Origin of the sequence: Kitasatospora sp. NPDC101157, from assembly GCF_044768255.1 — a bacterium.
GTDB lineage: Bacteria > Actinomycetota > Actinomycetes > Streptomycetales > Streptomycetaceae > Kitasatospora.
The window spans coordinates 596847-622402 of sequence record NZ_JBIWPL010000001.1 but is presented as its reverse complement, the minus strand read 5'-3'; the positions used below and the strand labels follow the sequence as shown (position 1 = coordinate 622402).

28 protein-coding genes are annotated in these 25556 nt (G+C 72.5%); 6 read left to right on the top strand and 22 right to left on the bottom strand.

The genetic code is table 11. The features are described from left to right. Positions 1-88: 88 nt before the first annotated feature. Together groL and groES are read right to left on the bottom strand one after the other, a co-directional pair. Entirely contained in the window at positions 89-1717 is a 1629-nt protein-coding gene (groL, locus tag ACIRVF_RS02895; protein WP_402812683.1) for a chaperonin GroEL, read from the bottom strand. Positions 1718-1849: 132 nt separating this feature from the next. Continuing rightward, positions 1850-2155, bottom strand: a complete 306-nt coding sequence (gene groES / locus ACIRVF_RS02890) for a co-chaperone GroES (protein WP_014136232.1) — start codon at positions 2153-2155, stop codon at positions 1850-1852. 248 nt (positions 2156-2403) lie between these two features. On the opposite strand from groES, the gene ACIRVF_RS02885 reads away from it, so the two are divergent. The 3 genes from ACIRVF_RS02885 to ACIRVF_RS02875 are packed head-to-tail and all read left to right on the top strand — an operon-like array spanning position 2404 to position 4264. Continuing rightward, a complete protein-coding gene (locus ACIRVF_RS02885; RefSeq protein WP_402812681.1) occupies positions 2404-2739 on the top strand; it encodes a hypothetical protein in 336 nt (111 codons plus the stop codon). After that, positions 2736-3050, top strand: a complete 315-nt coding sequence (locus ACIRVF_RS02880) for a hypothetical protein (protein ID WP_402812679.1) — start codon at positions 2736-2738, stop codon at positions 3048-3050. Before ACIRVF_RS02885 ends, ACIRVF_RS02880 begins: the two co-directional genes overlap by 4 nt. Positions 3051-3067: 17 nt before the next feature. Beyond that, positions 3068-4264, top strand: a complete 1197-nt coding sequence (locus tag ACIRVF_RS02875) for a methyltransferase domain-containing protein (RefSeq protein ID WP_402812676.1) — start codon at positions 3068-3070, stop codon at positions 4262-4264. Here the strand turns inward: ACIRVF_RS02875 and ACIRVF_RS02870 are convergent. The 5 genes from ACIRVF_RS02870 to tsaB form a co-directional block, all read right to left on the bottom strand. Further along, on the bottom strand, positions 4240-5157 hold the full coding sequence (locus ACIRVF_RS02870) for a polysaccharide deacetylase family protein (RefSeq protein ID WP_402812673.1): 918 nt from the start codon (positions 5155-5157) through the stop codon (positions 4240-4242). The genes ACIRVF_RS02875 and ACIRVF_RS02870 overlap by 25 nt on opposite strands. Before the next feature lie 78 nt (positions 5158-5235). Continuing rightward, positions 5236-5496, bottom strand: coding sequence for a hypothetical protein (locus ACIRVF_RS02865; RefSeq protein WP_402812670.1), 261 nt, complete (start codon positions 5494-5496; stop codon positions 5236-5238). Then, entirely contained in the window at positions 5493-6584 is a 1092-nt protein-coding gene (gene tsaD, locus ACIRVF_RS02860) for a tRNA (adenosine(37)-N6)-threonylcarbamoyltransferase complex transferase subunit TsaD (protein WP_402812667.1), read from the bottom strand. Before tsaD ends, ACIRVF_RS02865 begins: the two co-directional genes overlap by 4 nt. Next, positions 6577-7065: a ribosomal protein S18-alanine N-acetyltransferase gene (gene rimI, locus ACIRVF_RS02855; RefSeq protein ID WP_402812980.1), complete on the bottom strand. Its 489-nt coding sequence runs from the start codon at positions 7063-7065 to the stop codon at positions 6577-6579. Before rimI ends, tsaD begins: the two co-directional genes overlap by 8 nt. A 23-nt stretch (positions 7066-7088) precedes the next feature. Beyond that, on the bottom strand, positions 7089-7763 hold the full coding sequence (gene tsaB, locus ACIRVF_RS02850) for a tRNA (adenosine(37)-N6)-threonylcarbamoyltransferase complex dimerization subunit type 1 TsaB (RefSeq protein WP_402812665.1): 675 nt from the start codon (positions 7761-7763) through the stop codon (positions 7089-7091). A gap of 157 nt (positions 7764-7920) precedes the next feature. On the opposite strand from tsaB, the gene ACIRVF_RS02845 reads away from it, so the two are divergent. Then, a complete protein-coding gene (locus ACIRVF_RS02845; RefSeq protein WP_402812978.1) occupies positions 7921-8487 on the top strand; it encodes a hypothetical protein in 567 nt (188 codons plus the stop codon). 61 nt (positions 8488-8548) lie between these two features. Here the strand turns inward: ACIRVF_RS02845 and ACIRVF_RS02840 are convergent, their stop codons facing one another. From ACIRVF_RS02840 to ACIRVF_RS02820, 5 genes are all read right to left on the bottom strand, one after another. Then, entirely contained in the window at positions 8549-8743 is a 195-nt protein-coding gene (locus ACIRVF_RS02840; protein WP_402812663.1) for a hypothetical protein, read from the bottom strand. Between the two features lie 127 nt (positions 8744-8870). Further along, entirely contained in the window at positions 8871-9365 is a 495-nt protein-coding gene (tsaE, locus tag ACIRVF_RS02835) for a tRNA (adenosine(37)-N6)-threonylcarbamoyltransferase complex ATPase subunit type 1 TsaE (RefSeq protein WP_051825597.1), read from the bottom strand. Positions 9366-9466: 101 nt separating this feature from the next. Continuing rightward, positions 9467-10756 carry an alpha/beta fold hydrolase gene (locus ACIRVF_RS02830; RefSeq protein ID WP_402812658.1) on the bottom strand — a complete coding sequence of 430 codons (1290 nt, stop codon included), beginning with the start codon at positions 10754-10756 and terminating at the stop codon, positions 9467-9469. Continuing rightward, on the bottom strand, positions 10753-11952 hold the full coding sequence (alr, locus tag ACIRVF_RS02825) for an alanine racemase (RefSeq protein WP_402812655.1): 1200 nt from the start codon (positions 11950-11952) through the stop codon (positions 10753-10755). Before alr ends, ACIRVF_RS02830 begins: the two co-directional genes overlap by 4 nt. A 173-nt stretch (positions 11953-12125) precedes the next feature. Further along, on the bottom strand, positions 12126-13601 hold the full coding sequence (locus ACIRVF_RS02820) for an NAD(P)H-hydrate dehydratase (RefSeq protein ID WP_402812652.1): 1476 nt from the start codon (positions 13599-13601) through the stop codon (positions 12126-12128). Between the two features lie 171 nt (positions 13602-13772). Between ACIRVF_RS02820 and ACIRVF_RS02815 the strand changes: the two genes are divergently transcribed. Beyond that, complete coding sequence (locus tag ACIRVF_RS02815) at positions 13773-14330, top strand: Uma2 family endonuclease (RefSeq protein ID WP_402812650.1); 558 nt, start codon at positions 13773-13775, stop codon at positions 14328-14330. Between the two features lie 39 nt (positions 14331-14369). On the opposite strand, the gene glmS is transcribed toward ACIRVF_RS02815, so the two are convergent. After that, entirely contained in the window at positions 14370-16226 is a 1857-nt protein-coding gene (glmS, locus tag ACIRVF_RS02810) for a glutamine--fructose-6-phosphate transaminase (isomerizing) (protein WP_402812648.1), read from the bottom strand. A gap of 109 nt (positions 16227-16335) precedes the next feature. On the opposite strand from glmS, the gene coaA reads away from it, so the two are divergent. Next, entirely contained in the window at positions 16336-17331 is a 996-nt protein-coding gene (coaA, locus tag ACIRVF_RS02805; RefSeq protein WP_402812646.1) for a type I pantothenate kinase, read from the top strand. A 66-nt stretch (positions 17332-17397) separates the two neighbouring features. On the opposite strand, the gene glmM is transcribed toward coaA, so the two are convergent. From glmM to rpsM, 9 genes are all read right to left on the bottom strand, one after another. Next, complete coding sequence (gene glmM / locus ACIRVF_RS02800) at positions 17398-18762, bottom strand: phosphoglucosamine mutase (protein ID WP_402812644.1); 1365 nt, start codon at positions 18760-18762, stop codon at positions 17398-17400. A gap of 162 nt (positions 18763-18924) precedes the next feature. Continuing rightward, a complete protein-coding gene (gene rpsI / locus ACIRVF_RS02795) occupies positions 18925-19428 on the bottom strand; it encodes a 30S ribosomal protein S9 (RefSeq protein ID WP_402812641.1) in 504 nt (167 codons plus the stop codon). 45 nt (positions 19429-19473) lie between these two features. Beyond that, complete coding sequence (rplM, locus tag ACIRVF_RS02790) at positions 19474-19917, bottom strand: 50S ribosomal protein L13 (protein WP_030055846.1); 444 nt, start codon at positions 19915-19917, stop codon at positions 19474-19476. A gap of 232 nt (positions 19918-20149) precedes the next feature. Further along, a complete protein-coding gene (locus tag ACIRVF_RS02785) occupies positions 20150-21808 on the bottom strand; it encodes an ABC-F family ATP-binding cassette domain-containing protein (RefSeq protein WP_402812638.1) in 1659 nt (552 codons plus the stop codon). Between the two features lie 41 nt (positions 21809-21849). Beyond that, a complete protein-coding gene (gene truA / locus ACIRVF_RS02780) occupies positions 21850-22761 on the bottom strand; it encodes a tRNA pseudouridine(38-40) synthase TruA (protein ID WP_396535676.1) in 912 nt (303 codons plus the stop codon). An 89-nt stretch (positions 22762-22850) separates the two neighbouring features. Continuing rightward, entirely contained in the window at positions 22851-23348 is a 498-nt protein-coding gene (gene rplQ, locus ACIRVF_RS02775) for a 50S ribosomal protein L17 (RefSeq protein WP_402812635.1), read from the bottom strand. Between the two features lie 127 nt (positions 23349-23475). Beyond that, positions 23476-24498 (bottom strand): DNA-directed RNA polymerase subunit alpha, encoded by a 1023-nt coding sequence (locus tag ACIRVF_RS02770; protein ID WP_030055844.1) that lies wholly within the window; start codon positions 24496-24498, stop codon positions 23476-23478. 147 nt (positions 24499-24645) lie between these two features. Continuing rightward, the gene (gene rpsK, locus ACIRVF_RS02765; RefSeq protein ID WP_014136257.1) at positions 24646-25053 is read right to left on the bottom strand and encodes a 30S ribosomal protein S11; all 408 of its coding nucleotides are present in this window, start codon (positions 25051-25053) and stop codon (positions 24646-24648) included. Between the two features lie 72 nt (positions 25054-25125). Next, a complete protein-coding gene (gene rpsM / locus ACIRVF_RS02760; protein WP_097237495.1) occupies positions 25126-25506 on the bottom strand; it encodes a 30S ribosomal protein S13 in 381 nt (126 codons plus the stop codon). Positions 25507-25556: the final 50 nt, after the last annotated feature.

Sequence of the window (25556 nt, the reverse complement as noted above, 5' to 3'; positions counted from 1 at the left end):
AGCCTGGAGCACCGCCCCGCACGACCGGAGGCCCGGCCCGCTGCCCCTCGCGGGGTTGCGGACCGGGCCTCCGGTCAGGCGTTCGGCGTCAGTGCGAGTGGCCGTGGCCGCCGTGGGAGTGACCGGCCTCGGCCTCCTCCTCCTTCTTCTCCACCACGAGGGTCTCGGTGGTGAGGAGCAGGGAGGCGATCGAGGCGGCGTTCTCCAGGGCGGAGCGGGTGACCTTGACCGGGTCGATGACGCCGGCCTTCACCAGGTCGCCGTACTCGCCGGTGGCGGCGTTGTAGCCCTGGCCGATCTCCAGCTCGGAGACCTTGGAGGTGATGACGTAGCCCTCCAGGCCGGCGTTCTGGGCGATCCAGCGCAGCGGCTCGTGCAGCGCCTTGCGGACCACGGCGACACCGGTGGCCTCGTCACCCGACAGGCCCAGGCCGTCGTTCAGCACCTTGGCGGCGTGGACCAGGGAGGCGCCACCACCGGCGACGATGCCCTCCTCGACCGCGGCGCGGGTCGCCGAGATGGCGTCCTCCAGGCGGTGCTTGCGCTCCTTCAGCTCCACCTCGGTGGCGGCGCCGACCTTGATGACGCAGACGCCGCCGGCCAGCTTGGCCAGGCGCTCCTGCAGCTTCTCGCGGTCCCAGTCGGAGTCGGTCGCGGCGATCTCGCCCTTGATCTGGGCGACGCGGCCGGCCACGGCCTCGGAGTCACCGGCACCGTCGACGATGGTGGTGTCGTCCTTGGTGATGGTCACGCGGCGGGCGGTGCCCAGCACGTCCAGACCGGCCTGGTCGAGCTTGAGGCCGACCTCCTCGGAGATGACCGTGCCGCCGGTCAGGACGGCCAGGTCGCCGAGGATCGCCTTGCGGCGGTCGCCGAAGCCCGGGGCCTTGACGGCGACGGCGTTGAAGGTGCCGCGGATCTTGTTCACGACCAGGGTCGACAGCGCCTCGCCGTCGACGTCCTCGGCGATGATCAGCAGCGGCTTCGAGGCACCGCTCTGCAGGATCTTCTCCAGCAGCGGCAGCAGCTCCTGGATGGAGGAGATCTTGCCCTGGTTGATCAGGATGTACGGGTCCTCCAGGACCGCTTCCTGACGCTCCGCGTCGGTGACGAAGTACGGCGACAGGTAGCCCTTGTCGAACTGCATGCCCTCGGTGAAGTCCAGCTCCACGCCGAAGGTGTTCGACTCCTCGACGGTGATGACACCGTCCTTGCCGACCTTGTCGATCGCCTCGGCGATCAGCTCGCCGACCTGGGCGTCCTGCGCGGAGAGGGACGCGACGGCGGCGACGTCGTCCTTGCCCTCGATCTCGCGGGCGACGGACAGCAGGTGCTCGGAGACGGCGGCGACGGCCTTGTCGATGCCCTTCTTCAGGGCGGCCGGGCCGGCACCGGCGGCGACGTTGCGCAGACCCTCGTTGACCAGGGCCTGGGCCAGCACGGTGGCGGTGGTGGTGCCGTCACCCGCGACGTCGTTGGTCTTGGTGGCGACCTCCTTGACGAGCTGCGCGCCAAGGTTCTCGTACGGGTCGTCCAGCTCGACCTCACGGGCGATGGTGACACCGTCGTTGGTGATGGTCGGGGCGCCGAACTTCTTGTCGATGACGACGTTGCGGCCCTTGGGGCCGATGGTCACCTTGACGGTGTCGGCCAGCTTGTTGACACCGCGCTCCAGCGAGCGGCGGGCGTCCTCGTCGAACTGCAGGATCTTCGCCATGTTCCCTATTCCCTCGGGGCTGCGGCCGGCCGACCGGCCGCCGAACTACGTGAACCAACAACCACGCCCCGGGCCCCTGTCACTTGGGACACGGATCCGGGGCGGGTCGGAACGTCTTACTTCTCGGTGCTGTTACTTCTCGATGATGGCGAGAACGTCGCGAGCCGAGAGGACGAGGTACTCCTCGCCCTGGTACTTCACCTCGGTGCCGCCGTACTTCGAGTACAGGACGATGTCACCGACGGCGACGTCGAGCGGCAGACGCTGGCCGTCCTCGAAGCGGCCCGGGCCGACGGCCAGGACGACGCCCTCCTGGGGCTTCTCCTTGGCGGTGTCCGGGATAACCAGGCCGGAGGCCGTGGTGGTCTCGGCGTCGAGCGGCTGGACCACGATGCGGTCCTCGAGCGGCTTGATGGCAACCTTGCTGCTGGTGGTCACGTCCGAGCTCCCCTTCGGAGATTACGGGGTTTTCTAACGGGTAGGGGCGAACCTGCGGGCCTGCCGTCGCGGGGGTCAGACACACGTCTTCGCGTTAGCACTCCCCCACTGGGGAGTGCCAAGGACGACCATAGGCTGCCGTTAGCACTCAGTCAACCAGAGTGCCAACGGCGCGCCCGGCGGACTCGGGTCGCGGATGAGTAGCCGTACTCATGTGCGGGGCGCGGGCCCGCGGCAAGACTCCTGACATGACATCGATTCCGCTGCGCGTCGGCCCGTCCCGGCTCAAGGACGTGGCCCTCGCCCTGCTGGCAGTGCCCCTGCTCGGCGTCGTGCTCCCGTTCGCCGTCTTCTACCTCACCGTCTGCCTCGGCAGCGGTGCCGGCTCCGGGGACGACGGGGACGGGCGCATCTGGGCCTTCCTGGGTATCGGGATGATCGCCGCCCCGGTGGCCGCCCTCGTGGCGAGCGTCGTCGTGGCCGTGCGCAGCCGGCGGTCCGGCTACCAGTTCCTGACGGTCACCGCCGCGCTCTCGCCCTTCCTGGTCCCGGCGGTCCTCTCCTCGGGCATCCTGTGGCGGTGAGCCCGGCCGAGGACGCTCCTGCGCGTCCGCGGTTGCCCTGGGCGGTGGACCTGCTGGTGGCCGTGGTGGCGATGGTGTCGCTGGTGGTGGCGGCCGTCCTGGTGGCGCTGGTGACCGGCATCTACATGTGGGGCCACCCCGACCACTCGACGGCCGCCGCCGACACGGCGCTGGCCCTCGTCTTCGCGGTCCCGGCCGGGCTGGGCGGATGGTCGGCGTGGGGCAGCCGACGGCTCGGGTACCGGATCACGCCGGTCGCCGCCCTGGCGACGCCGCCCGCCCTGGCGTTGCTGCTCTGGCTGATCGACTGACCGGCGAGAATGAGCTCGTGGACACCGAGAACCTCCAGCCCCTGCTGACCCCCCAGGGCCAGGCCCTGCTCGCCGAGCTGCGCGAGTTCGCCCCCGAGGAGGAGCTGGCGCTGGCCACCCGGCTGCGGCGGGAGCACCCGGCGGAGCTGGTGTCGGCGGCGTTCGGCCAGGCGCGGCTGCGGCAGCGGGCGCGGGCGAAGTTCGGGGCGGACGCCGACCTGATGTACTTCACGCCCAACGGCGTCGAGCAGTCCACCCGGCGCAGCGTGGCCGAGTGGCGGGCGCGCCGCTTCGCCGGGTTGGGCGTACGGCGGCTGGCGGACCTGTGCTGCGGCATCGGCGGCGACGTGCTGGCGCTGGCCCGGGCCGGGATCGAGGTGCTGGCCGTCGACAGGGATCCGGCGGCCTGCGCCGCCACCGCGGCCAACGCCGCCGCGCTGGGCGTGGCCGACCTGGTCGAGGTGGTCTGCGCGGACGTCGCCGAGGTGGACGTGACCGGCTACGACGCGGTGTTCACCGACCCGGCCCGGCGCACCTCGCGCGGCCGGGTGTTCGACCCGGAGGCGTACGCCCCGCCGCTCTCCTGGGCCATCGAGGCCGGACGGCGGACCCCGATCGGCGCCCTGAAGGTCGCCCCGGGCATCCCTCACGAGGCCGTTCCCGCGGACGCCGAGGCCGAGTGGGTGTCCGACCACGGGGACGTCAAGGAGGCGGTGCTCTGGTTCGGCACCGGGGCGGACCGCCCGCACCGCGCAACGCTGCTGCCGCAGGCCGCCAGCCTGACCGGCGGCGATCTTCCCGACCCCCCGGCCGGCCCGGTCGGGCGGTACCTGTACGAGCCGGACGGCGCGGTGATCCGGGCCCACCTGGTGGCCGAGGTGGCCGAGCAGGTCGGCGGCCGGCTGATCGATCCGAAGATCGCCTACCTGACCTCGGACCGGCTGGTCGCCACCCCGTACGCGCACGCCTTCGAGCTCACCGACGTGCTGCCCTTCCACATCAAGAAGCTGAAGGCGCTGCTGCGCGAGCGCGGGGTCGGCACGGTGGTGATCAAGAAGCGCGGGATGGCGATCACCCCGGAGGAGCTGCGCCGTCAGCTCAAGCCCTCCGGGCCGAACACCGTCACGGTGATCCTCAGCCGCACCGACAACGGGCCGCTGATGATGCTGGGACAGCCGGTGAGGACGCCTCAGGAGGCCGGCGGCTGGATGTAGTCGTCCAGCCGGGCCACCGAGAAGCCCTGCTCCTGGATCCGGGCCAGCAGGTCCGCGAACATCTGGGTCATCGTGGCGCCCTTGAGCTCCTTGGGGCCGCGGAAGTGCGCCAGGATGATGTCGCCGGGCTTCAGCTTCTTGTCGCCCGCCTGGTACTGCATGTCGTGGATCTGCATCGACTCGCGCCAGAGCACGATCGCGCGCGGACCGCACTGCTGCACCGAGGTGTTGAGCGTCGGGGTGTTGGCGCCGTCGCCGAACGGCGGGCGGAACAGCAGCGGGGCGGTGCCGTACTGCTGGGTGAGCGCGGCCTGGTCCTCGCAGATCTCGGACTTCTGCTTGTCCGGCGGAAGCTTGCTCATCACCGGGTGGGTGACGGTGTGGTTCTGGATGTGGTTGCCGAGGGCCTGGAGCGGCTTGAAGTAGCCGTAGTCGTTCTTGACGATGTCCTTGGTCAGGAACATCGTGATCGGCACCTTGAGGTCGGTCAGCATCTCGACGAACTTCGGGTCCTTTTCGGCACCGTCGTCGATGGTGATGAAGACGACCTTGTCGGTGGTCTTCACGTCGCTGAACACCGGTACGGTGCCGGTGCGTTCGAGCTTGATGGGCTTGTCGGCGGGCGGCGCGGGGGCCGGGGCCAGCGGCTTGAGGTTCCACTTCGCCCAGGCCGCGGCGTCGCCCTCGGCCGGTGCCGCGCCGGGCGTGGTGGCCGCGGCGCTCGGCGCGCCGCCACCGCCGGACGGCTGGGGCGCCGCCGACGCGGCCCCGGTCCCGGCCGGTGCGGCGGTGCCGCCCCCGTTGTCGCCGCAGGCGGTGGTGAAGGCCAGCAGCGCCAGCGCCCCCGCCGCGTACGCCCTGGTCCTGGTCCTGCTCCGCCCGTCCCTGTTCACCGCACCGCGCTCCCGGTCCCGTCCAGCTTTCTCTCAGCTATGCACGGTAGCGGCCGTCGCGCGGTTCCCGAGCACGACCTACTCGACGTACTCGCTGGTGAAGGACCAGCGGTGCACCGGGCGGCCCAACAGCTCGGCCGGCGGGTCGGCGACCGGCGCGGGTACGCCCTCCCACCAGGTGATCAGCAGGACCCGCTCGCCGGGCGCGGAGAACAGCTCGGTCCGGGTCAGCCCGGCCGCGCCGCGCAGCGCGGGCAGCGCGGACTCCCGCAGCCAGGCGGCGAGTTCGGCCGCCCGGCCGTCCGCCGCGCGGGCCTCCCACATCGCGGCGACGGTCACGCGGCGCCCCCGCCGAGGGCGTCGTAGGCCTGACCGTGGACATGGGTGTGCGGCACGTGGACGTCGGTGACGGGCAACGAGGAGTCCGCCGACAGGTCGAAGGCGGAGGGGGCGCGGTCCCGCCACACCATCTCGGAGCCCAGCGCCGCCACCATCGCGCCGTTGTCGGTGCACAGGCCCGGCCGGGGCACCCGCAGCCGGATGCCGGCCCGGTCGCAGCGCTGCTGGGCCATCTCGCGCAGCCGGGAGTTGGCCGCGACGCCGCCGCCGATCATCAGGTGGTCGACGCCGTTGTCCTTGCACGCCTTGACGGCCTTGCGGGTGAGCACGTCGGTGACCGCCTCCTGGAAGGAGGCCGCGACGTCCGCGATCGGCACCTCCTCGCCGGCCCGGCGCTTGGCCTCCACCCAGCGGGCCACGGCGGTCTTCAGGCCGGAGAAGGAGAAGTCGTACTCGGGGTCGTTCTTCCCGGTCAGGCCGCGCGGGAAGTTGATCGCCTTCGGGTCGCCCTCGCGGGCCGTCCGGTCGACGATCGGGCCGCCCGGGAAGCCCAGGCCGAGCACCCGGGCGACCTTGTCGAAGGCCTCGCCGGCCGCGTCGTCGATGGTCGCGCCGAGCGGACGGACGTCCGTGGTGATGTCCTCGCTGAGCAGCAGCGAGGAGTGCCCGCCGGAGACCAGCAGGGCCATCGTGGGCGAGGGCAGCCGGCCGTGCTCCAGCTGGTCGACGCAGATGTGCGAGGCGAGGTGGTTGACCCCGTACAGCGGCTTGTCCAGCGCCCAGGCGTACGCCTTGGCCGCGCTGACGCCGACCAGCAGCGCACCCGCCAGGCCGGGGCCGGCGGTGACGGCGATGCCGTCCAGGTCGCCGGCCTTGACCCCGGCGGTGTCCAGGGCGCGCTGGATGGTCGGGACCATCGCCTCCAGGTGGGCGCGGCTGGCGATCTCCGGGACGACGCCGCCGAAGCGGGCGTGGTCGTTGACGCTGGAGGCGACCGCGTCGGCCAGCAGCGTGGTGCCGCGCACGATGCCGACGCCGGTCTCGTCGCAGGAGGTCTCGATGCCGAGGACGAGCGGTTCGTCAGCCATGGGGGGTGTCCTCAATGTCCTTCGGGTCGGTGCTGTCGGTGCTGGGGTGTTCGAGGCGCATCACCAGCGCGTCGATGTCGGCGGGCTGGTAGTAGCCGCGCCGGATGCCCACCGGTTCGAAGCCGTGGCGCTCGTACAGCCGCTGGGCGCGCTGGTTGTCCACCCGCACCTCCAGCAGCAGGTCGGCGCAGCCCCGGCGGGCGGCCTCGTGGATCAGGTCGGTGAGCAGCGCCGTGCCGAGGCCGGCGCCCTGGTGGCGCTCGTCGACCGCGATGGTCTGGACGTCTCCCTCGCCGGCGACGGTCATCAGACCGGCGTAGCCGACGATCGTGCCGTCCGCGGCGGTGGCGACCGAGTAGTGGCGGGTGCCGCCGGGGTGGGCCTCGGCGAGCTCGGACCAGAACATTCCGTGGGACCAGGCGTCCTCGGGGAACAGCCTGCGCTCCAGGTCCATCACCGGCTCGATGTCCCACCAGCGCATCGGGCGCAGGGTGGTGCCGTGGTTCACGCCGGGAGCACCGCCTTGCCCCCCAGAACCGTCTTGTAGCCGACCGGGACCTGGGCGTCCGGGCGGCGCAGGTACAGCGGCACGTTCGGCAGCAGCTCGCGCCCGGCGGCCAGCTCGGCGGCGGCGAAGCCGGCCAGGGCGCCGGCCGAGACGTGCTCGGGGCCGTGCGCGCCCGGGAAGGCCTCGGGGTAGAGCAGCGCGCCGGCGCCGACCGAGCGGGCCGCAGGCGTCAGCTCGGCCGGGCGGTCCACTCCGGGGCCCTCGGTGCGGCCGCCGTCGGCGTCGTACGAGGCCCAGTAGACCTCCTTGCGGCGCGCGTCGGTGGCGACGGTGAACGGCTGCCCCGCCAGGCCCTCGGCGCGGGCCTGGAAGGCGATCGCGTCCAGGGTGCAGACGCCGTGCACCGGCACGCCGAGCGCGTGGCCGAGCGCGGCGGCGGTCACCAGGCCGACCCGCAGGCCGGTGTACGGGCCGGGGCCGACGCCGACCGCGATCCCGGTGAGCCGGTGCTTGTCCGCACCGGCGGCCCGCAGGACCTGGTCGATCGCGGGCAGCAGCAGTTCGCCGTGGCGCCTGGCGTCGACCTGGTGGGTCTCGGCGAGGACCGCCGTGCCGTCGTGGACGGCGGCGGTGACGGCGGGGGTAGCGGTGTCGAACGCGAGCAGCAGCACGGGTCAAGGTTAGACCGACGTTGGGCCGACCGGCCGATCGAGCTGGTGTCCCCCTCCGGAACACACGTGCAAGGGCGCTGCCGACCGGCCGGGGGGACCTGGCACGATTAGGGCGGTACGAACAGCGAACAGCGGCGGGAGCGGGCACGTGGCGAAGATGGGTCCTGGAGTGGTGGTCACGGGGCTGACCCTGGGGGCCCTGGCGGTGGTGAGTCTGCTGGCCTTCCAGGCCAACGGCGCCCAGGACCGCGCGGGCGGAGCCCGTCCGACCGTCGCCTCGACGACCACCGGCCCGGCCGCCTCCGCGACGCCGAGCGCTTCCGCCACCCCGACCGTCCCGCCGCTGCCGGCCTCCTCGGGCAGCGGCACCCGGGTGGTCTACTCGGCCGGCAGCCACTTCGTCTGGCTGGTCGACCCGAAGAAGAACCCGCAGGTCGCGGCCGCCTTCCCGGTCACACCGGGGTCGGTGGAGCCCACCCCGGGCAGCTACTCGGTGTACAGCCGCACCGCGGCCGGCACCGGTACGGACGGCCGGAAGATCGAGCACGTGGTGCGCTTCGCCCAGCAGAACGGCGTGGTGTTCGGCTTCGGCGCGGTCCTGGACGACGCGACCCCGACCGCCGACCCGAAGGCCAAGACCGGTGGCATCCGCAGCAGCCGCGCCGACGGCCAGCTGCTCTGGGACTTCGCGTCGAACGGCACCAAGGTGGTCGTGATCGCCTGAGCCCGGCCCCGCCGCCCGTACGGCGGGCGGCGGGTGGGGCGGGTGCTGCGCGGAGTAGGTGCTACGCGGCCCGGGGCGTCTCCGCCTCGGGCTCCTCGGCCTGCCGGGGCCGCGGTTCGGGCGGGGTGGACACCGCCTCGGCGGCCGCGCAGGCGGCCAGCAGCGCCCGCATCGGCTCACCCGCGGCGCGGTGGGCGGACTCTCCGGCCCCGGTGGTGCGCGCGGCGCGCTCCGGGGCGGGGGTGGTGCTCGACATGGCGCCTCCCTAGTTAGGCAGACCTAACCGCAGCACCCATCCCACCACGCCCGGCACCCCGCTCGCAACACCTTGCCGACAGCCTGTCGGCAAAACGGCGGAACGGTCGACCGGCGCCGGACGCGCCTCAGGCCAGCTTCGCCAGCTCCACGCCCGCCCAGCGCTCCCCGAGGCCGGTCAGCACCACCCGGCGCGGATCGTGGTCCTCCCCGGCGGTGTCGCCGATCGCCCTCTCGATCCGCACCTCCAGCCGGTCCTCGGACAGGCGCTCGACCTTGCCCTCGCCCCACTCGACCACGATCACCGACTCCGGCAGCGAGACGTCCAGGTCGAGGTCCTCCATCTCGTCCAGGTCCCCGCCCAGCCGGTACGCGTCCACGTGCACCAGGGCCGGGCCGCCGACCAGCGAGGGGTGCACCCGGGCGATCACGAAGGTCGGCGAGGTCACCGCCCCGCGGACCTGCAGCCCCTCCCCCAGGCCCCGGGTCAGCGTGGTCTTCCCCGCTCCCAGCTCGCCGGAGAGCAGCACCAGGTCCCCCGGCCGCAGCAGCGCGGCCAGCTCCCGGCCGAGCCGGCCCATCCGCTCCGGGGTGGGGACGGTGAGAGTGGCGTGCGAGCCCATGCGCGTGTCTTGCCCTTCGGTCGTCCGTAACGGCGGGCCGAACACCGGCCGCCACCGCTACCGTGCCACACCGGCGCACCCCGCCGCGGCGGGTGGGGGGCTCAGACGGGGTCGACGGCCGGATCGTGCGCCGCCGCGCCCCCGGCACCGTCCACGGGCGGCTCCTCGGCGAGTGCGAGGACGGCCGGGGACAGCGGCGCGGCGCCGGCGAAGTCGGCGGCCCGGCGCAGCAGCAGCGCCAGCTCGCGGTCGACCGGCTCCGGGCGCTCCAGCAGCACCAGGTGCCCGGCCCCCTCGACCAGCACGAGCTCGGCGCCCGGCAGCCGCTCGACCATCGCCTCGCTGTGCGCCGACGGGGTCAGCAGGTCCTTCGTCCCGGCCAGCACCAGGGCCGGCAGACCGTGCAGGGCCGCCAGCGCCGCGTACTTCTCGTGGGCGCCGAACACCGGGTAGAACTCGGCCACCACGTCGATCGGGGTGGCGTCCAGCAGCTGTTCGGCGAAGCGCACCACGCCGGGATCGACGTCCCGCCCCCCGAAGGAGAACTTCCGGTAGAACACGGCGGCGACGTCCGAACCGATCCGCCGGCTCGCCTCCACCAGCTCGACCTGACGGCCCAGCAGCTTCACCACGCCGGGCGCGACCCTCTTGAACAGCTTGGCCCCGACCGTCGGCAGACCGAGGCTCACCTCGTTCCAGTCCCCCGCCAGGGTGCCCACCAGCGCGACCCCGGCGACGCGCTCCCGGAACAGCTCCGGGTGCTGGTCGGCCAGCGCCATCACCGTCATGCCGCCCATCGAGTGGCCCACCAGCACCAGCGGCCCGGTCGGCGCGACGGCGTCGATCACCGCCTTGAGGTCGCCGCCCAGCTGGTCGATCCCGGCCGGCTCGCCCGCCAGGTAGGAGCGGGAGCGCTCGGAGCGGCCGTGGCTGCGCTGGTCCCAGAAGACCAGCCGCAGGCCCTCGCGCAGCGCCGCGCGCTGGAAGTGCCAGCTGTCCTGGTTGAGGCAGTAGCCGTGGCTGAACACCACGGTCAGCGGCTCGGGGCGGTCACCCGCCGACTCGCCGCCGTCCGACTCGCCGCCGTCCGGCTCGTCCCAGCCCGTGCCGTCCAGCTCGACGTACAGCTCGGTGCCGTCCGGCGCGGCCACCGTCCGCGGGCGCCCGCGCAGCGAGCCGTACGGGGCCGCCGCCTCCAGTTCGGCCCGAGCCCGGCGGCGCATCGCCCGGCCGACCGTCAGCCGCTCCATCGCCACGCCCGCGGCCGCGCCGGCCGCCAGCACACCGACCGAGATCCCGATCAGACCGGCCCGGCTCACCCCGGTGCCGGCCGCGCCGGCCGCCTTGGCCACCGCCGCCACCGGGCTGGTCCCGTCCGGTGCCTCGGTCATACCGTGCGGCTCCCGTCGTGGCTGCCGCCCAGGTAGCGGCGGGGCACCCGGGCGCCGATCCGGGTGATGATCTCGTACGAGATGGAGCCGCTGGCGCGGGCCCAGTCCTCCGCGGTCGGCTCACCGCGTTCACCGTTGCCGAACAGCAGCACCTCGTCGCCGACCCCGGGGGTGTCGCCGCCCAGGTCCACCACGAACTGGTCCATCGCCACCCGGCCGGCCACCGTGCGCCACTTGCCGCCGATCTGCACCGGGCCGGTGCCGCTGGCGTGCCGCGGCACGCCGTCGCCGTAGCCGACCGGGACCAGGCCGAGCGTGGTCGGGCCGGGCGTCACGTAGTGGTGGCCGTAGCTGACCCCGTGGCCGCCGGGCACGTGCTTGACCAGCGCCAGCCGGGCCGTCAGCGCCATCACCGGGCGCAGCCCGAAGTCGGCCGGCGAGCCCGCCTCCGGCACCGGCGACAGCCCGTACGCGGCCAGCCCGGTGCGGACCAGGTCGAAGTGCGACTCGGGCAGCAGCAGGGTGGCCGGGGAGTTCGCGAGGTGCCGGACCTCGGGCCGCAGCCCGGCGGCCTCGGCGTGCGCCAGCGCGGCGCGGTAGGAGTCCAGCTGGGCCCGGATCGACGGGTGGCCGGGCTCGTCGGCGGCGGCGAAGTGCGACCAGACGCCGACGGCCTTCAGCAGCCCCTCGGACTCGGCCCGCCGCACCTCGGCCACCAGCTGCGGCCAGTCGTGCGGCTGGCAGCCGTTGCGGCCGAGGCCGGTGTCGGCCTTCAGGTGCACGCGCGCCGGGATGCCGGTCTCCCGAACGGCCGTCAGCAGCTCCTCCAGCGCCCACTGCCCGCTGACCGAGATGTCCAGGTCCGCGCGCAGCGCCTCGCGCCACGGCCCGCCGGGCGTCCACAGCCAGCACAGGATCCGGGCCTGCTCGGGGCGGATGCCCGCGGCCCGCAGCGCCAGGGCCTCGTCGGGCGTCGCGCAGCCGAGCCAGCCGACCCCGTTCGCGACCGCCTCGCGGGCGCACTCGACCGCGCCGTGGCCATAGGCGTCCGCCTTGACCGCGAGCATCACCGCCGCGCTCCCGACGCGCTCCTGCAGGGTGGCGAGGTTGCCGCGCAGGGCGGCGAGATCGATGGTCGCCTCGGCCCGTACGCCGTCGGTGAGGGTGGCCGTGCCGGTCGTGTTCGCAGTTGTCATCAGGGTCAGTCTCCCAGACGTCCCGGAGTCCTCGCCGAACGGCCCGTCGGCGCGGCGATCGGCACCGCGTCCTCCGCCACCCCGCCGACCTGCGGCAAACGGCCCCTCCGCCCGGGTACGGACGCGGCGGACCGGCGTTCCGGTTCCGCCCGGGGGCTCTCCGGCCGCGCCGGCTACGCCTGGCGAACCGCGCGCCAGACCGCCGGCAGGGCCTCGGCGACCGCGAGGGCCGTCACCGGCGCGCCCGGGTCGCCCGCCGCCTCCCGGGCGGCCAGGCCGTGGAGGTAGGCGGCGAGCGAGGCGGCGTCCAGCGGGGACAGGCCGGTGGCCAGCAGGGAGCCGGCCAGGCCGGCCAGCACGTCGCCGCTGCCCGCGGTGGCGAGCCAGGAGGTGCCGGTGGGGTTCACCCGGACGGCTCCGCCCGGGTCGGCGACCACGGTGGTGGAGCCCTTCAGCAGCACGGTGGCCCGGTAGGCGGCCGCCAGGCGCCGGGCGGTGGCCAGCCGGGCGGCGGCCAGGTCGTCGGCGGCGGGCGGCGCGCCGCCCTCGGCTCCCGCCAGCAGCCGGGCGGCCTCGCCGGTGTGCGGGGTGAGCAGGGTGGGCGCCGTCCGGCCGGCCAGCGCGTCCGGACCGAGCCGGCCCAGCTCGGTCAGCCCGTCCGCGTCCACCAGCACCGGGACGTCGCTCGCCAGCGCCTCGGTCAGCGCCTCCCGCGCCCCCTCGCCGCCACCCGGCCCGACCACCCAGGCCTGCACCCGCCCGGCCCCGGCCGGTCCGCCCTCGGTGACCAGCGTCTCCGGGAAGCGCCGCACCACCTCCTCGGCCGCCGTACCGACGTAGCGGACGGCGCCCGCGCCGCCCCGCAGCGCCCCGGAGACCGCCAGCAGCGCCGCCCCCGGGTACCGCGCCGAACCGGCCGCCACCCCGACCACGCCGCGCCGGTACTTGTCGCTCTCCGCGCCCGGCAGCGGCAGCAGCGCCGCCGCGTCCGCGTGCTGCAGGGCCGTCACCTCCGGCTCGGGCAGCGCCAGCCCGATGTCCACCAGCTGCACGGCGCCCGTGTACTCGGCCCCCGGGTCGATCAGCAGCCCGGGCTTGTAGGTGCCGAAGCAGACCGTGACGTCCGCGCGCAGCGCCTCCCCGGGCACCTCGCCGGTGTCGGCGTCCACCCCGCTGGGCAGGTCCACCGCCACCACGATCCCGCTCCGCCCGGTTCGGGCGTACGGCACGGCCTCCGGGCGCAGCCCGCCCCGGCCGCCGATGCCGACGATCCCGTCCAGCACCAGGTCCGCGCGCGAGAAGTCGGCCAGGCCGACGTCCTGCTCCGCGGTCACCCGTCCGCCCGCCGCCCTCAGCGCGGCCAGCCCGCCCGGGTGCGCCTTCTCCGGCGCGAGCAGCACCGCCGTCACCCGCGCCCCGCGCCGGGCCAGCGCCGCCCCGGCGTACAGGGCGTCACCCCCGTTGTCCCCACTGCCCGCCAGCACCGTCACCCGGCTGCCGTACACCCGCCCCCGACGCCGCGTCAGCAGCCGGGCGCAGGTCGCCGCCAGCCCGGCGGCCGCCCGCTGCATCAGGGTGCCCTCCGGCAACCGGGCCATCAGCGCGGCCTCGGCGGCCCGGACGGTTTCCACAGGGTGTGCATGACGCATGGGGAGAACTCCTTCAGCGGTCGGCTACCGCCGACGCTAGCCCGCGCCACCGCCCCGTGGGAGCCGGGCCTGCGGCACACTTTCGAGTGACAACCACTTCGATCCCCCACCGGTGTCGGTCCGTACGCCTGCTTTGTGGCTCGGCACGGACCCACAGGAGGGAGAAGGGCCATGGTCGCCATGCCAGCTGTCGAGGGCCCGCTGGGCCGGGACAACCTCCTCCAGGCATTCCTGGAGCTGGACACCCCACCTGGCTACAAGGCAGAACTCATCGAAGGGGAAATCTTCGTGACGCCACCGCCGGACGGAGAACACGAGACCGCGTTCTCCCTGCTCGCCAAGCAGTTCTTCCGCAAAGCCGCGATCGACCTGGATCTCTCCGGCAACAAGGGGCTGATCGTGCCGACCGGCCGGTTCATCCCCGACGGAACCGTCAGCCCGGTCGACCACTTCCTGAACGCCGATTCGTGGGCCGACGCTGCCGGCGTATTGCTTGTCTTCGAGGTCACGTCCACCAGCCCGCGCCGGGACCGCGAGCAGAAGCGCCGCGGGTACGCCGCCGCAGGCATTCCGTGCTACCTGCTGGTCGATCGCAGCGCAGGAACGGTAACGCTGTTCACCAAGCCTGAGGACGGCGACTACACGGAGAAGGAACCGGTCCCCTTCGGCAAGTCGATCGACCTCCCCGCCCCGTTCTCGTTCACGCTCGACACGGCGCCCCTGCGGTAGGACGCAGCCACCGCAGGGGCGCCGTGAGAGGCCGGGCGACTACTCGACGGTGACCGACTTCGCCAGGTTGCGCGGCTGGTCGACCTCGTGGCCCTTGGCCGTGGCCAGCTCGCAGGCGAAGACCTGGAGCGGGACGGTGGAGACCAGCGGCTGGAGCAGGGTCGGGGTGACCGGGATGCGGATCAGGTGGTCCGCGTACGGGACGACGGCCTCGTCGCCCTCCTCGGCGATCACGATCGTGCGGGCGCCGCGGGCCCGGATCTCCTGGATGTTGGAGACGATCTTGTCGTGCAGGATCGACCGCCCGCGCGGCGAGGGCACGACCACCACGACCGGCAGCCCCTCCTCGATCAGCGCGATCGGGCCGTGCTTGAGCTCGCCCGCCGCGAAGCCCTCGGCGTGCATGTAGGCGAGCTCCTTGAGCTTGAGCGCACCCTCCAGGGCCACCGGGAAGCCGACGTGGCGGCCGAGGAACAGCACCGAACGGGCGTCGGCCAGCGAGCGGGCCAGCTCGCGCACCGGCTCCATGGTCTCCAGCACCTGCTCCACCTGCTTCGGCGCGTCGCCGAGCTCGCGGATGATGGTGAAGATCTCGTCGCCCCACTTGGTGCCGCGCACCTGGCCCAGGTACAGGGCGACCAGGTAGCAGGCGACCAGCTGGGTCAGGAACGCCTTGGTGGACGCGACCGCGACCTCCGGCCCGGCGTGGGTGTACAGCACCGCGTCGGACTCGCGCGGGATGGTGGAGCCGTTGGTGTTGCAGATCGCCAGCACCTTGGCGCCCTGCTCCCGGGCGTGCCGCAGGGCCATCAGGGTGTCCATGGTCTCGCCCGACTGCGAGATGGCGATGACCAGCGTGCCCGGGCCCATGATCGGGTCGCGGTAGCGGAACTCCGAGGCGACCTCGACCTCGCAGGGGATGCGGGTCCAGTGCTCGATCGCGTACTTGGCGATCATGCCCGCGTGGAACGCGGTGCCGCAGGCGACGATGACGACCTTGTCGACCGAGCGCAGGTCCGCGTCGGAGATCCGCAGCTCGTCGAGGGTGAGCCGGCCGTCGGTGCCGATCCGGCCGAGGAGGGTGTCGGCGACGGCCTTCGGCTGCTCGGCGATCTCCTTGAGCATGAAGTAGTCGTAGCCGCCCTTCTCGGCGGCGGAGGCGTCCCAGTCGACGTGGTACTCGCGCACCTCGGCCGGGGTGCCGTCGAAGTTGGTGACGGTCACGCCCTCCCGGCGCAGCTCGACGACCTGGTCCTGGCCCAGCTCGATCGCCTCGCGGGTGTGCGCGATGAACGCGGCCACGTCCGAGGCCAGGAAGTTCTCGCCCTCGCCGCGGCCGACCACCAGCGGCGAGTTGCGGCGGGCGCCGACCACCACGCCGGGCGCGTCCGCGTGGACGGCGACGAGGGTGAAGGCGCCGTCCAGCCGGCGGCAGACCGTCCGCATGGCCTCGGCCAGGTCACCGTCGTACACCTCGCCGAGCAGGTGGGCGACGACCTCGGTGTCGGTCTCGGAGCGCAGGGTGTGGCCGCGCTCGGCGATCTCCGCGCGCAGCTGGGCGAAGTTCTCGATGATGCCGTTGTGGACCACGGCCACCCGGCGGTCGTCGTCCAGGTGGGGGTGGGCGTTGGCGTCCGTCGGGCCACCGTGGGTGGCCCAGCGGGTGTGGCCGATGCCGGTGGTGCCGCCGGGCAGGGGCGACTCGGCGAGCGACTTCTCCAGGTTGGCGAGCTTTCCGGCCCGCTTGTCCGTGACGAGACCCCACTGCCCCTGGGAGTCCTGCGCCTGCACCGCGACACCGGCCGAGTCGTAGCCCCGGTACTCCAGTCGCTGCAGGCCCGCGATTACTACGTCGAGGGCGGACTGCGCGCCCACGTATCCAACAATTCCGCACATGCGTGCCAGCATAAGGGCCGTTCTGTGGCCCTATTCCCGTCTCGCACGCTCCCCCGCGAACGCTGCGTGACCGACACCACAACCACGGTGAACACCGCTACGGCTCACAATGGAGCATGTGCTGACCGAACTCTGTACGCGGGGCGCTGCCACGCCCGGCCCGTCCCCGTCCCCCTACGTGGACCTCAGCCGGGCCGAGTGGAGCGCGCTGCGCGAGCGTACGCCGCTGCCGCTGACCGCCCAGGAGGTGGAGCAGCTGCGCGGCCTCGGCACGGCCCTCGACCTCGACGAGGTGCGCGACGTCTACCTGCCCCTGTCCCGGCTGCTCAACCTGTACATCCACGCCACGCACGACCTGCGCGGCGCACTGGGCACGTTCCTGGACACCCCGGACACCGAGCGCACCCGCACCCCGTTCATCATCGGCGTGGCGGGCTCCGTCGCCGTCGGCAAGTCCACCACCGCCCGGCTGCTCCAGGCCCTGCTGGCCCGCTGGCCCGAGCACCCCCGGGTCGAGCTGGTCACCACCGACGGCTTCCTGCTGCCCAACGCCGAGCTTCGCCGCCGCGGCCTGATGGCCCGCAAGGGCTTCCCGGAGTCGTACGACCGCCGGGCGCTGATGCGCTTCGTCGCGGACGTGAAGGCGGGCAAGGAGCGGGTCACCGCGCCGGTGTACTCGCACCTGGTGTACGACATCGTGCCCGACGAGCGGCTGACCGTGGAACGCCCGGACATCCTGATCGTCGAGGGCCTGAACGTCCTCCAGCCGGCCCTGCCGGGCACCGACGGCCGCACCCGGCTCGCGGTGGCCGACTACTTCGACTTCTCGATCTACGTCGACGCCCGCACCGACGACATCGAGCACTGGTACCTGGACCGCTTCCGCAAGCTGCGGCAGACCGCCTTCCAGGACCCGAACTCCTACTTCCGCCGCTTCACCGAGGTGCCGGAGGAGGAGGCGATGGAGTACGGCCGCCAGGTCTGGCGCACCATCAACAAGCCCAACCTGCTGGAGAACGTGCTGCCCACCCGCGGGCGGGCGACGCTGATCCTGCAGAAGGGCCCGGACCACAAGGTCCGCCGGGCGCTGCTGCGCAAGCTCTGAGGCACCGTCGGGCCACGCGGCGAAGGGCCCCCGCCCGAGGCGGGGGCCCTTCGGCGTGTCCGGGGCTCAGCCCAGGTGGGTGCGCACCGCCTCGGCCAGTCGCTGGGCGACCGTCTCGGCCTGCGCCGGGTCGGCGGCCTCGACCATCACGCGGACCAGCGGCTCGGTGCCGGAGGGGCGCAGCAGCACCCGGCCGGTGGCGCCCAGCTCGGCCTCGGCCGCGGCGACGGCGGCGGACAGCTCGGTGCTGGTCCGCACCCGGCTCTTGTCCACGCCCTTGACGTTGATCAGCACCTGGGGCAGACGGGTCATCACAGCGGCCAGGTCGGCCAGCGGCTGCTTGGTGGCGGCCAGTCGGGCGCCCAGCATCAGGCCGGTCAGGGTGCCGTCGCCGGTGGTGGCGTGGTCCAGCAGGATGACGTGGCCGGACTGCTCGCCGCCCAGCGCGAAACCGTGCTCCTTCATGGCCTCCAGCACGTAGCGGTCGCCGACGGCGGTCTCCACCAGGTCGATGCCCTCGCGCTCCATCGCCAGCTTGAAGCCGAGGTTGGACATCACGGTGGCCACCGCGGTGTTGCGGCGCAGGGTGCCGGCCTCCTTCATGGCGACGGCGAGGATGGCGATGATCTGGTCGCCGTCCACCTCGTTGCCCTCGGCGTCGGCGGCCAGGCAGCGGTCGGCGTCGCCGTCCAGGGCGATGCCGAGGTCGGCCTGGTACTCCTTCATCGCGGCGCGCAGCCGGTCGAGGTGGGTGGAGCCGACACCGTCGTTGATGTTGAGGCCGGTGGGCTCGGCGCCCAGGGTGTGCACGACCTCGGCGCCGGCCCGGGCGAAGGCCTCGGGGGCGACGTAGGCGGCGGCGCCGTGGGCGCCGTCGATGACGACCTTGATGCCGTCCAGGCGGTTGGGCAGCACGCCGATCAGGTGGGCGACGTACTTGTCGAAGCCCTCGGTGTACTCGCGCACCCGGCCGACGGCCGCGCCGGTCGGGCGGTTCCAGTCCTCGCCGTCGACGGTGTGCTTGCGGTAGTGGGCCTCGATCGCGTCCTCGATCCGGTCGTCCAGCTTGTGGCCGCCGCGGGCGAGGAACTTGATGCCGTTGTCCGGCATGGCGTTGTGGCTGGCGGACAGCATCACGCCGAAGTCGGCGCCGAGCGCGCCGGTGAGGTAGGCGACCGCCGGGGTGGGCAGCACGCCGACCCGCAGGACGTCGACGCCGGAGCTCGCCAGGCCGGCGATGACCGCGGCCTCCAGGAACTCGCCCGAGGCACGGGGGTCACGGCCGACCACCGCGACCGGCCGGTGCCCGTCGAAGGCACCGGCCTCGCCGAGCACGTGGGAGGCCGCGACCGACAGGCCGAGCGCCAGCTCCGCCGTCAGGCCCTCGTTGGCCACACCGCGTACGCCGTCCGTACCGAAGAGTCGTCCCACTGTCCCGTCCTCCATCACCATGCTCGGAACCCACCGATGATCCCGGCCGCCCCACGTTGGCCGGGGAACACGTCGCCCCGGAGTACACGAGGTACTCCGGGGCGACGGTTTGCGCAACCAGGGGGTGCGCCGCCAGGGCGGACCGCACCCCCGGGGACGCGATTAGCGCTTGCTGTACTGCGGCGCCTTGCGGGCCTTCTTCAGACCGGCCTTCTTGCGCTCGACGGCGCGGGCGTCACGGGTCAGGAAGCCGGCCTTCTTGAGGGCGCCGCGGTTGTTGTCCACGTCCGCCTCGTTCAGGGCACGGGCGACGCCGAGGCGCAGCGCGTAGGCCTGGCCGGAGACGCCGCCACCGCTGATGCGGGCGACGACGTCGTAACGGCCGTCCAGCTCAAGGAGCTTGAAGGGCTCGTTCACGGTCTGCTGGTGCACCTTGTTGGGGAAGTAGTCCTCAAGGGTGCGACCGTTGATCTTCCACTGGCCGGTGCCGGGGACGATGCGCACGCGGGCGATCGCCTCCTTGCGACGGCCGAGGCCGGCGCCCGGGGTGGCCTCGCCGAAGCGGCCGGCCAGCGACTCGGAGGTGTAGCTCTCCTCGGAGGTGTACTCGCCCTCGACGACGTTCTCGTCGAAGTCGACCTCAAGGGTTTCAGTGGTCTCGGCCACGGTGTTCCTCAGCTCTTTTCAGTGTTGGGGGGCTTGGTGGCCGAATTACTGCGCGACCTGGGTGATCTCGAACGGCACCGGCTGCTGGGCAGCGTGGGGGTGCTGGTCGCCCGAGTAGACCTTGAGCTTCGAGAGCATCTGGCGGCCCAGGCTGTTCTTGGGGATCATGCCCTTGATGGCCTTCTCGACGGCCTTCTCGGGGTTGTTCGCCAGCAGGTCGTCGTAGCGCACCGAGCGCAGACCGCCCGGGAAGCCCGAGTGGCGGTAGGCCAGCTTCTGGGTCTTCTTGTTACCGGACAGGTGCACCTTGTCGGCGTTGATGATGATGACGAAGTCACCAGTGTCAACGTGCGGCGCGTAGATCGCCTTGTGCTTGCCCCGGAGGAGGTTGGCGGCCTGGGAAGCCAGGCGGCCGAGCACGACGTCGGTCGCGTCGATGACGTGCCACTGACGCTGGACGTCGCCGGGCTTGGGGCTGTACGTACGCACGGTCGTAGCCTTCGCTTTTCAGTGAGTGAGTCCTGACAGGAGCACCCGGACGGAAGAGCAGCCTGGCCAACCTTGGACGCAATTCAAGGGGGACCGCTGGTCGTCGACCTGATGTCTCCGGCGTACCGACCTCTCACGTGAGATAGAGCGAGCCAATACGCACATCAAGCGTCCAGGTTACCGGGCGGGCGGGAAGCGGTCAAAAATCGCCCGGCACCCGCCCTCCCGTCACTCAGCGTTCGCGCTCGACCCGGGTGACGTCCCAGACCGGTTCGGGCGACTCGAAGACCCGCCCGTCCGCGCCGAACACCAGGAAGCGGTCGAAGCTCCTGGCGAACCAGCGGTCGTGGGTGACGCACAGCACCGTGCCCTCGAAGGCCTCCAGCCCGGCCTGCAGCGCCTCGGCGCTCTCCAGGTCCAGGTTGTCGGTCGGCTCGTCGAGCAACAGGGCCGTCACGCCGTCGAGTTCGAGCTTGAGGATCATCAGCCGGGCCTGCTGCCCGCCGGACAGCGACTCGAACTTCTGCTCCTCCTGGCGGTCCAGCTCGTACCGGCGAAGAGCGCCCATCGCGGCGCCGCGGCTGAGCGCGTGCTCCTCCTCGATGATCGACCGGACGGTGCGGCCGAACAGCTCCGGGTGCGCGTGGGTCTGCCGGAAGTGGCCGGGGACGACCCGGGCGCCGAGCTTCCAGTCGCCGGTGTGCTCGACCGTCGTGTCACCGGCCAGCAGCCTCAGCAGGTGGGACTTGCCGGCGCCGTTGGCGCCCAGCACCGCGACCCGCTCGCCGTAGAAGACCTCCAGGTCGAAGGGCTGCATCAGGCCGGTGAGCTCCAGCCGCTCCATGGTGAAGGCGCGCACGCCGGTGCGCCCGCCCTTGAGCCGCATGGTGATGTTCTGCTCGCGCGGCGGCTCCTCCGGGCGCCCGGCCTCCTCGAACTTCTTCAGGCGGGTCTGGGCGGCCGCGTAGCGGGTGGCCAGGGCGTGGCTGACGGCCGCGGCCTGGCGCAGGGTGACGACCAGCTTCTTGAGCTTGGCGTGCTCCTCGTCCCAGCGCCGGCCCAGTTCCTCGAAGCGCGCGAAGCGGTCCTTGCGGGCCTCGTGGAAGGAGTCGAAGCCGCCGCCGTGCACCCAGACGCTGCTGCCGGCCGCACCGGACTCGACGGAGATGATCTTGTCGGCGGTCTTCGACAGCAGTTCACGGTCGTGCGAGATGAACAGCACGGTCTTCGAGGTGGCCTTGATGGCCTCCTCCAGCCAGCGCTTGGCCGGGACGTCCAGGTAGTTGTCCGGCTCGTCGAGCAGCAGCACCTCCTCGGGGCCGCGCAGCAGCGCCTCCAGCACCAGCCGCTTCTGCTCGCCGCCGGAGAGGGTGTTCAGACCGCGCCACTGGGCCTTGTCGAAGGGCACGCCCAGGGCGGCCGTGGTGCAGACGTCCCAGTCGGTCTCGTAGTCGTAGCCGCCGACGTCCGCCCAGTCGGAGAGCGCCTGGGCGTAGGCCATCTGCGTCTTCTCGTCGTCCTGGGCGATCATCGCCAGCTCGGCGGCGTCCACCGCGCGGGCCGCCTTGGCGATCCGCTCGGGGGCGACCGAGACCAGCAGGTCGCGCACCGAGGCGTCGGCCGGCAGCGCGCCCGGGGTGGCGGACCGGTCCTCGCGGCCGGTGGTGCCCACGAACTGGCGCATCACGCCGAGCCCGCCGCTGATCGTCACCGACCCGCCGTGCGGCTGGATGTCCCCCGCGATCATGCGCAGCAGGGTGGTCTTGCCCGCCCCGTTGGCGCCGACCAGGGCGACCGCGGCGCCCTCGCCGACCCGGAAGGACGCGTCGTCGAACAGCACCCGCCCGTCCGGCAGGTAGTACTCCAGGTGCGAAATCTCGACGTGTCCCATGGGAAGGATTGTCCCAAGCCGACGCCCCGGGCCAAAACGGATTACGAGGCGGCGGGCTGCCCGGGCAGGGTGCGCATCCGCCGGGCCTGACGGTTGCGCTCGGCGAGCTGGTCGTCCGGCGGGTAGCCGACCTCCTCCAGGGTGAGCCCGTACGGCCGGATCACGTTGACGGCCGAGTTGCGGACCCCGCCGGCCAGCACCTCGCCGGGGAACTCCACCGGCCGGTGTCCGTCGCCGACCAGCAGCATCGCGCCGACCAGCGCCCGGACCATGTTGTGGCAGAACGCGTCGGCCCGGACGGTGGCCACCGCGAGGGTGCCCTCCTGGCTCGCGTAGGTGTCCACCGGGACGCGGTCCCAGTGCAGCTCCAACAGGGTGCGGATGGTGGTGGCGCCCTCGCGCTTCTTGCAGTAGGCGGCGAAGTCGTGCTCGCCCAGCAGCAGCTTCGCGGCCGCGTTCATCTTCTCCACGTCCAGCGGCCGGTCGTGCCAGAGCACGTGCCCGCGCAGCAGCGGGTCGACCCCGCCGGGGTGGTCGGCGACCCGGTACGCGTACCGGCGCCAGATCGCCGAGAAGCGGGCGTCGAACCCGGCCGGCGCCTCGCCGACCCGGTAGATCCGCACGTCCCCGGGCAGCCGCCCGGCCAGCCGGCGCAGCAGCTTCTCCCGGTGCGCCTCCCACAGCTCGGCCGGCAGGTCGACGTGGGCGACCTGGCCACGGGCGTGGACCCCGGCGTCGGTGCGGCCGGCCACGGTCAGCGGGAACAGCTCCGGGCTGCGGGTGACGATCTGCAGTGCGGTCTCGATCTCCTCCTGGACCGTCCGGCGGCCGCCCTTCTGCCGGGCCCAGCCGGAGAACTCGGCGCCCTGGTAGGCGAGATCGAGCCGGACCCGGACGTACCCGTCCGCCGGGCCGTCCTTCACCGGCGGCTGCTCGGCGCAATCGTTGACCACTGCTTCTCTTCTCCCGGGGACCTCGGAAACAAGGAACGGGCCCGCTCCCCCATCGCTGGGAGAGCGGGCCCGCAACACACCTAGAGGTGTCAGGCCTGCTCGGCGGCCTCGGCCTCGTCGGCCTTGGTGCCCTCGTCGGCCTTGGCGGCGGCAGCGCTCTCGGCGGCAGCCTCCTTCGAGGCGCGCTTGGTGGCGGCCTCGGCCTCGCCGACGGCGGTCTGCGCGACGGTCAGCGCCTCGACCAGCTCGATCACGGCCATCGGGGCGTTGTCGCCACGACGGGGACCGATCTTGGTGATGCGGGTGTAGCCACCCGGGCGGTTCTCGTAGCGCGGCGCGATCTCGGTGAAGAGGGTGTGCAGCACCGACACGTCGGTGATGGTCTTGCGCACCAGGCGACGGTTGTGGATGTCGCCCTTCTTCGCCTTGGTGATCAGCTTCTCCGCCAGCGGGCGCAGGCGGCGGGCCTTGGCCTCGGTGGTGGTGATGCGGCCGTACTGGAACAGCTCACGGGCCAGACCGGCGAGCAGCAGCGGCTCGTGGTGCGGGCCACCGCCCAGACGGGCACCCTTGGTGGGACGCGGCATGGAATTACTCCTTGAATCTCCGACTGCGGCCGTACCAGGTACCGCAGCGGGCGTACGAGCACTGTGCCCGTACGGCTTTCATGACGACGGAGGCGGTTCCGGGGAACCGCCCCCGCGGTCAAGTCTCTCAGTACTGCTCGGTCTCCGCGTAACCCGCGTCGTCCAGGTCGTCGGCGCCGAAGGCGTCGGCGGCGGCGGTCGGGTCGAACCCGGGCGGGCTGTCCTTGAGGGCCAGGCCCATGCCGGCCAGCTTCGCCTTGACCTCGTCGATCGACTTCGCACCGAAGTTGCGGATGTCGAGCAGGTCGGCCTCGGAGCGGGCGACGAGCTCACCCACGGTGTGGATGCCCTCGCGCTTGAGGCAGTTGTAGGAGCGGACCGTGAGCTCCAGCTCCTCGATCGGCAGCGCCAGGTCGGCGGCCAGGGCGGCGTCCGTCGGGGACGGGCCCATGTCGATGCCCTCGGCGTCGATGTTCAGCTCGCGGGCGAGGCCGAACAGCTCCACCAGGGTCTTGCCGGCCGAGGCCATGGCGTCGCGCGGACGCATGGCGGGCTTGGTCTCGACGTCGACGATCAGCTTGTCGAAGTCGGTCCGCTGCTCGACACGGGTGGCCTCGACCTTGTAGGTGACCTTCAGCACGGGGCTGTAGATCGAGTCGACCGGGATGCGGCCGATCTCCTGGCCGGAGGCCTTGTTCTGGACGGCGGAGACGTAGCCGCGACCGCGCTCGACGGTCAGCTCCATCTCCAGCTTGCCCTTGCCGTTCAGGGTGGCGAGGACCAGCTCGGGGTTGTGCACCTCGACACCCGCCGGCGGGGCGATGTCGGCGGCGGTGACGACACCCGGGCCCTGCTTGCGCAGGTACATCACGACCGGCTCGTCGTGCTCCGAGGAGACGACCAGCTGCTTGATGTTGAGGATGAGGTCGGTCACGTCCTCCTTGACGCCCGGCACGGTGGTGAACTCGTGCAGGACGCCGTCGATGCGGATGCTGGTGACAGCGGCACCCGGGATCGACGACAGGAGCGTGCGGCGCAGGGAGTTGCCGAGGGTGTAGCCGAAGCCCGGCTCCAGCGGCTCGATCACGAACCGCGAGCGGAACTCGTCGACGACCTCTTCGGTCAGCGACGGACGCTGAGCGATAAGCATGGGGGGTAATCCTCCAGTTGTCTTCGGCACCCACTATTTGATGCCGACAGGACCAAGCGTACGGGCTCCTGCGCGCGGTGTTGAAATCAACGGCGCAGGAGCCCGTACGAGGTTTGAAGCAGGGACTGCGTGCCCGAAGGCGCTGCGTCAGACGCGGCGGCGCTTCGGCGGACGGCAGCCGTTGTGCGGGGTGGGGGTGACGTCCTGGATCGAGCCGACCTCCAGGCCGGTGGCCTGGAGCGAACGGATCGCGGTCTCGCGGCCGGAGCCCGGACCCTTCACGAAGACGTCAACCTTGCGCATGCCGTGCTCCTGCGCGCGACGGGCAGCGGCCTCGGCGGCCATCTGCGCGGCGAACGGGGTGGACTTGCGCGAGCCCTTGAAGCCGACGTGGCCGGCGGAGGCCCAGGAGATCACGTTGCCCGACGGGTCGGTGATCGAAACGATGGTGTTGTTGAACGTGCTCTTGATGTGCGCGTGGCCGTGAGCGACGTTCTTCTTTTCCTTGCGGCGGATCTTCTTCGCGCCGGCAGCCTGACGACCCTTGGGGGGCATAAGTCTGTTCTCCTACTGAGGTGGTCGGTCCGCTGACCCGCGGGCCGGAGGGATGTCCGGTTACGGGACGGACTACTTCTTGCCCGGCTTCTTCTTACCGGCGATCGCGCGACGCGGGCCCTTGCGGGTACGCGCGTTGGTGTGGGTGCGCTGGCCGCGGACCGGCAGGCCACGGCGGTGACGCAGACCCTCGTAGCAGCCGATCTCGACCTTGCGGCGGATGTCGGCGGCCACCTCACGGCGGAGGTCACCCTCGACCGTGTAGTTGGCGTCGATGTACTGGCTCAGCTTGACCAGGTCTTCCTCGGAGATGTCGCGAACGCGGACATCCGGGTTGACGCCGGTCTCGGCGAGGGTCTGCTGGGCGCGGGTACGGCCGATGCCGTACACGTAGGTGAGGGCGATCTCGATCCGCTTCTCACGGGGGAGATCAACGCCGGCGAGGCGTGCCATTCAAGGCTCCTGTGGTTCTTCAGAGGTCTGGCGTGCCACCTACTCCGACA

Coding starts and splice junctions, on each gene's coding strand:
- groL (WP_402812683.1), bottom strand. CDS start 1,717: ATGGCGAAGATCCTGCAGTTCGACGAGGACGCCCGCCGCTCGCTGGAG.
- rimI (WP_402812980.1), bottom strand. CDS start 7,065: ATGCGCTGGTGGGACATCGAGCCGGTGATGGACCTGGAGCGCAGGCTG.
- alr (WP_402812655.1), bottom strand. CDS start 11,952: ATGACAACTGCGAACACGACCGGCACGGCCACCCTCACCGACGGCGTA.
- tsaE (WP_051825597.1), bottom strand. CDS start 9,365: ATGGGCTCGCACGCCACTCTCACCGTCCCCACCCCGGAGCGGATGGGC.
- ACIRVF_RS02885 (WP_402812681.1), top strand. CDS start 2,404: ATGACATCGATTCCGCTGCGCGTCGGCCCGTCCCGGCTCAAGGACGTG.
- rpsK (WP_014136257.1), bottom strand. CDS start 25,053: ATGCCCCCCAAGGGTCGTCAGGCTGCCGGCGCGAAGAAGATCCGCCGC.
- ACIRVF_RS02785 (WP_402812638.1), bottom strand. CDS start 21,808: ATGGGACACGTCGAGATTTCGCACCTGGAGTACTACCTGCCGGACGGG.
- ACIRVF_RS02840 (WP_402812663.1), bottom strand. CDS start 8,743: ATGTCGAGCACCACCCCCGCCCCGGAGCGCGCCGCGCGCACCACCGGG.
- rpsM (WP_097237495.1), bottom strand. CDS start 25,506: ATGGCACGCCTCGCCGGCGTTGATCTCCCCCGTGAGAAGCGGATCGAG.
- rplQ (WP_402812635.1), bottom strand. CDS start 23,348: ATGCCGCGTCCCACCAAGGGTGCCCGTCTGGGCGGTGGCCCGCACCAC.
- ACIRVF_RS02845 (WP_402812978.1), top strand. CDS start 7,921: ATGGGTCCTGGAGTGGTGGTCACGGGGCTGACCCTGGGGGCCCTGGCG.
- ACIRVF_RS02830 (WP_402812658.1), bottom strand. CDS start 10,756: ATGACCGAGGCACCGGACGGGACCAGCCCGGTGGCGGCGGTGGCCAAG.
- coaA (WP_402812646.1), top strand. CDS start 16,336: ATGGAGCATGTGCTGACCGAACTCTGTACGCGGGGCGCTGCCACGCCC.
- ACIRVF_RS02820 (WP_402812652.1), bottom strand. CDS start 13,601: ATGCGTCATGCACACCCTGTGGAAACCGTCCGGGCCGCCGAGGCCGCG.
- tsaD (WP_402812667.1), bottom strand. CDS start 6,584: ATGGCTGACGAACCGCTCGTCCTCGGCATCGAGACCTCCTGCGACGAG.
- ACIRVF_RS02770 (WP_030055844.1), bottom strand. CDS start 24,498: ATGCTTATCGCTCAGCGTCCGTCGCTGACCGAAGAGGTCGTCGACGAG.
- ACIRVF_RS02815 (WP_402812650.1), top strand. CDS start 13,773: ATGGTCGCCATGCCAGCTGTCGAGGGCCCGCTGGGCCGGGACAACCTC.
- glmS (WP_402812648.1), bottom strand. CDS start 16,226: ATGTGCGGAATTGTTGGATACGTGGGCGCGCAGTCCGCCCTCGACGTA.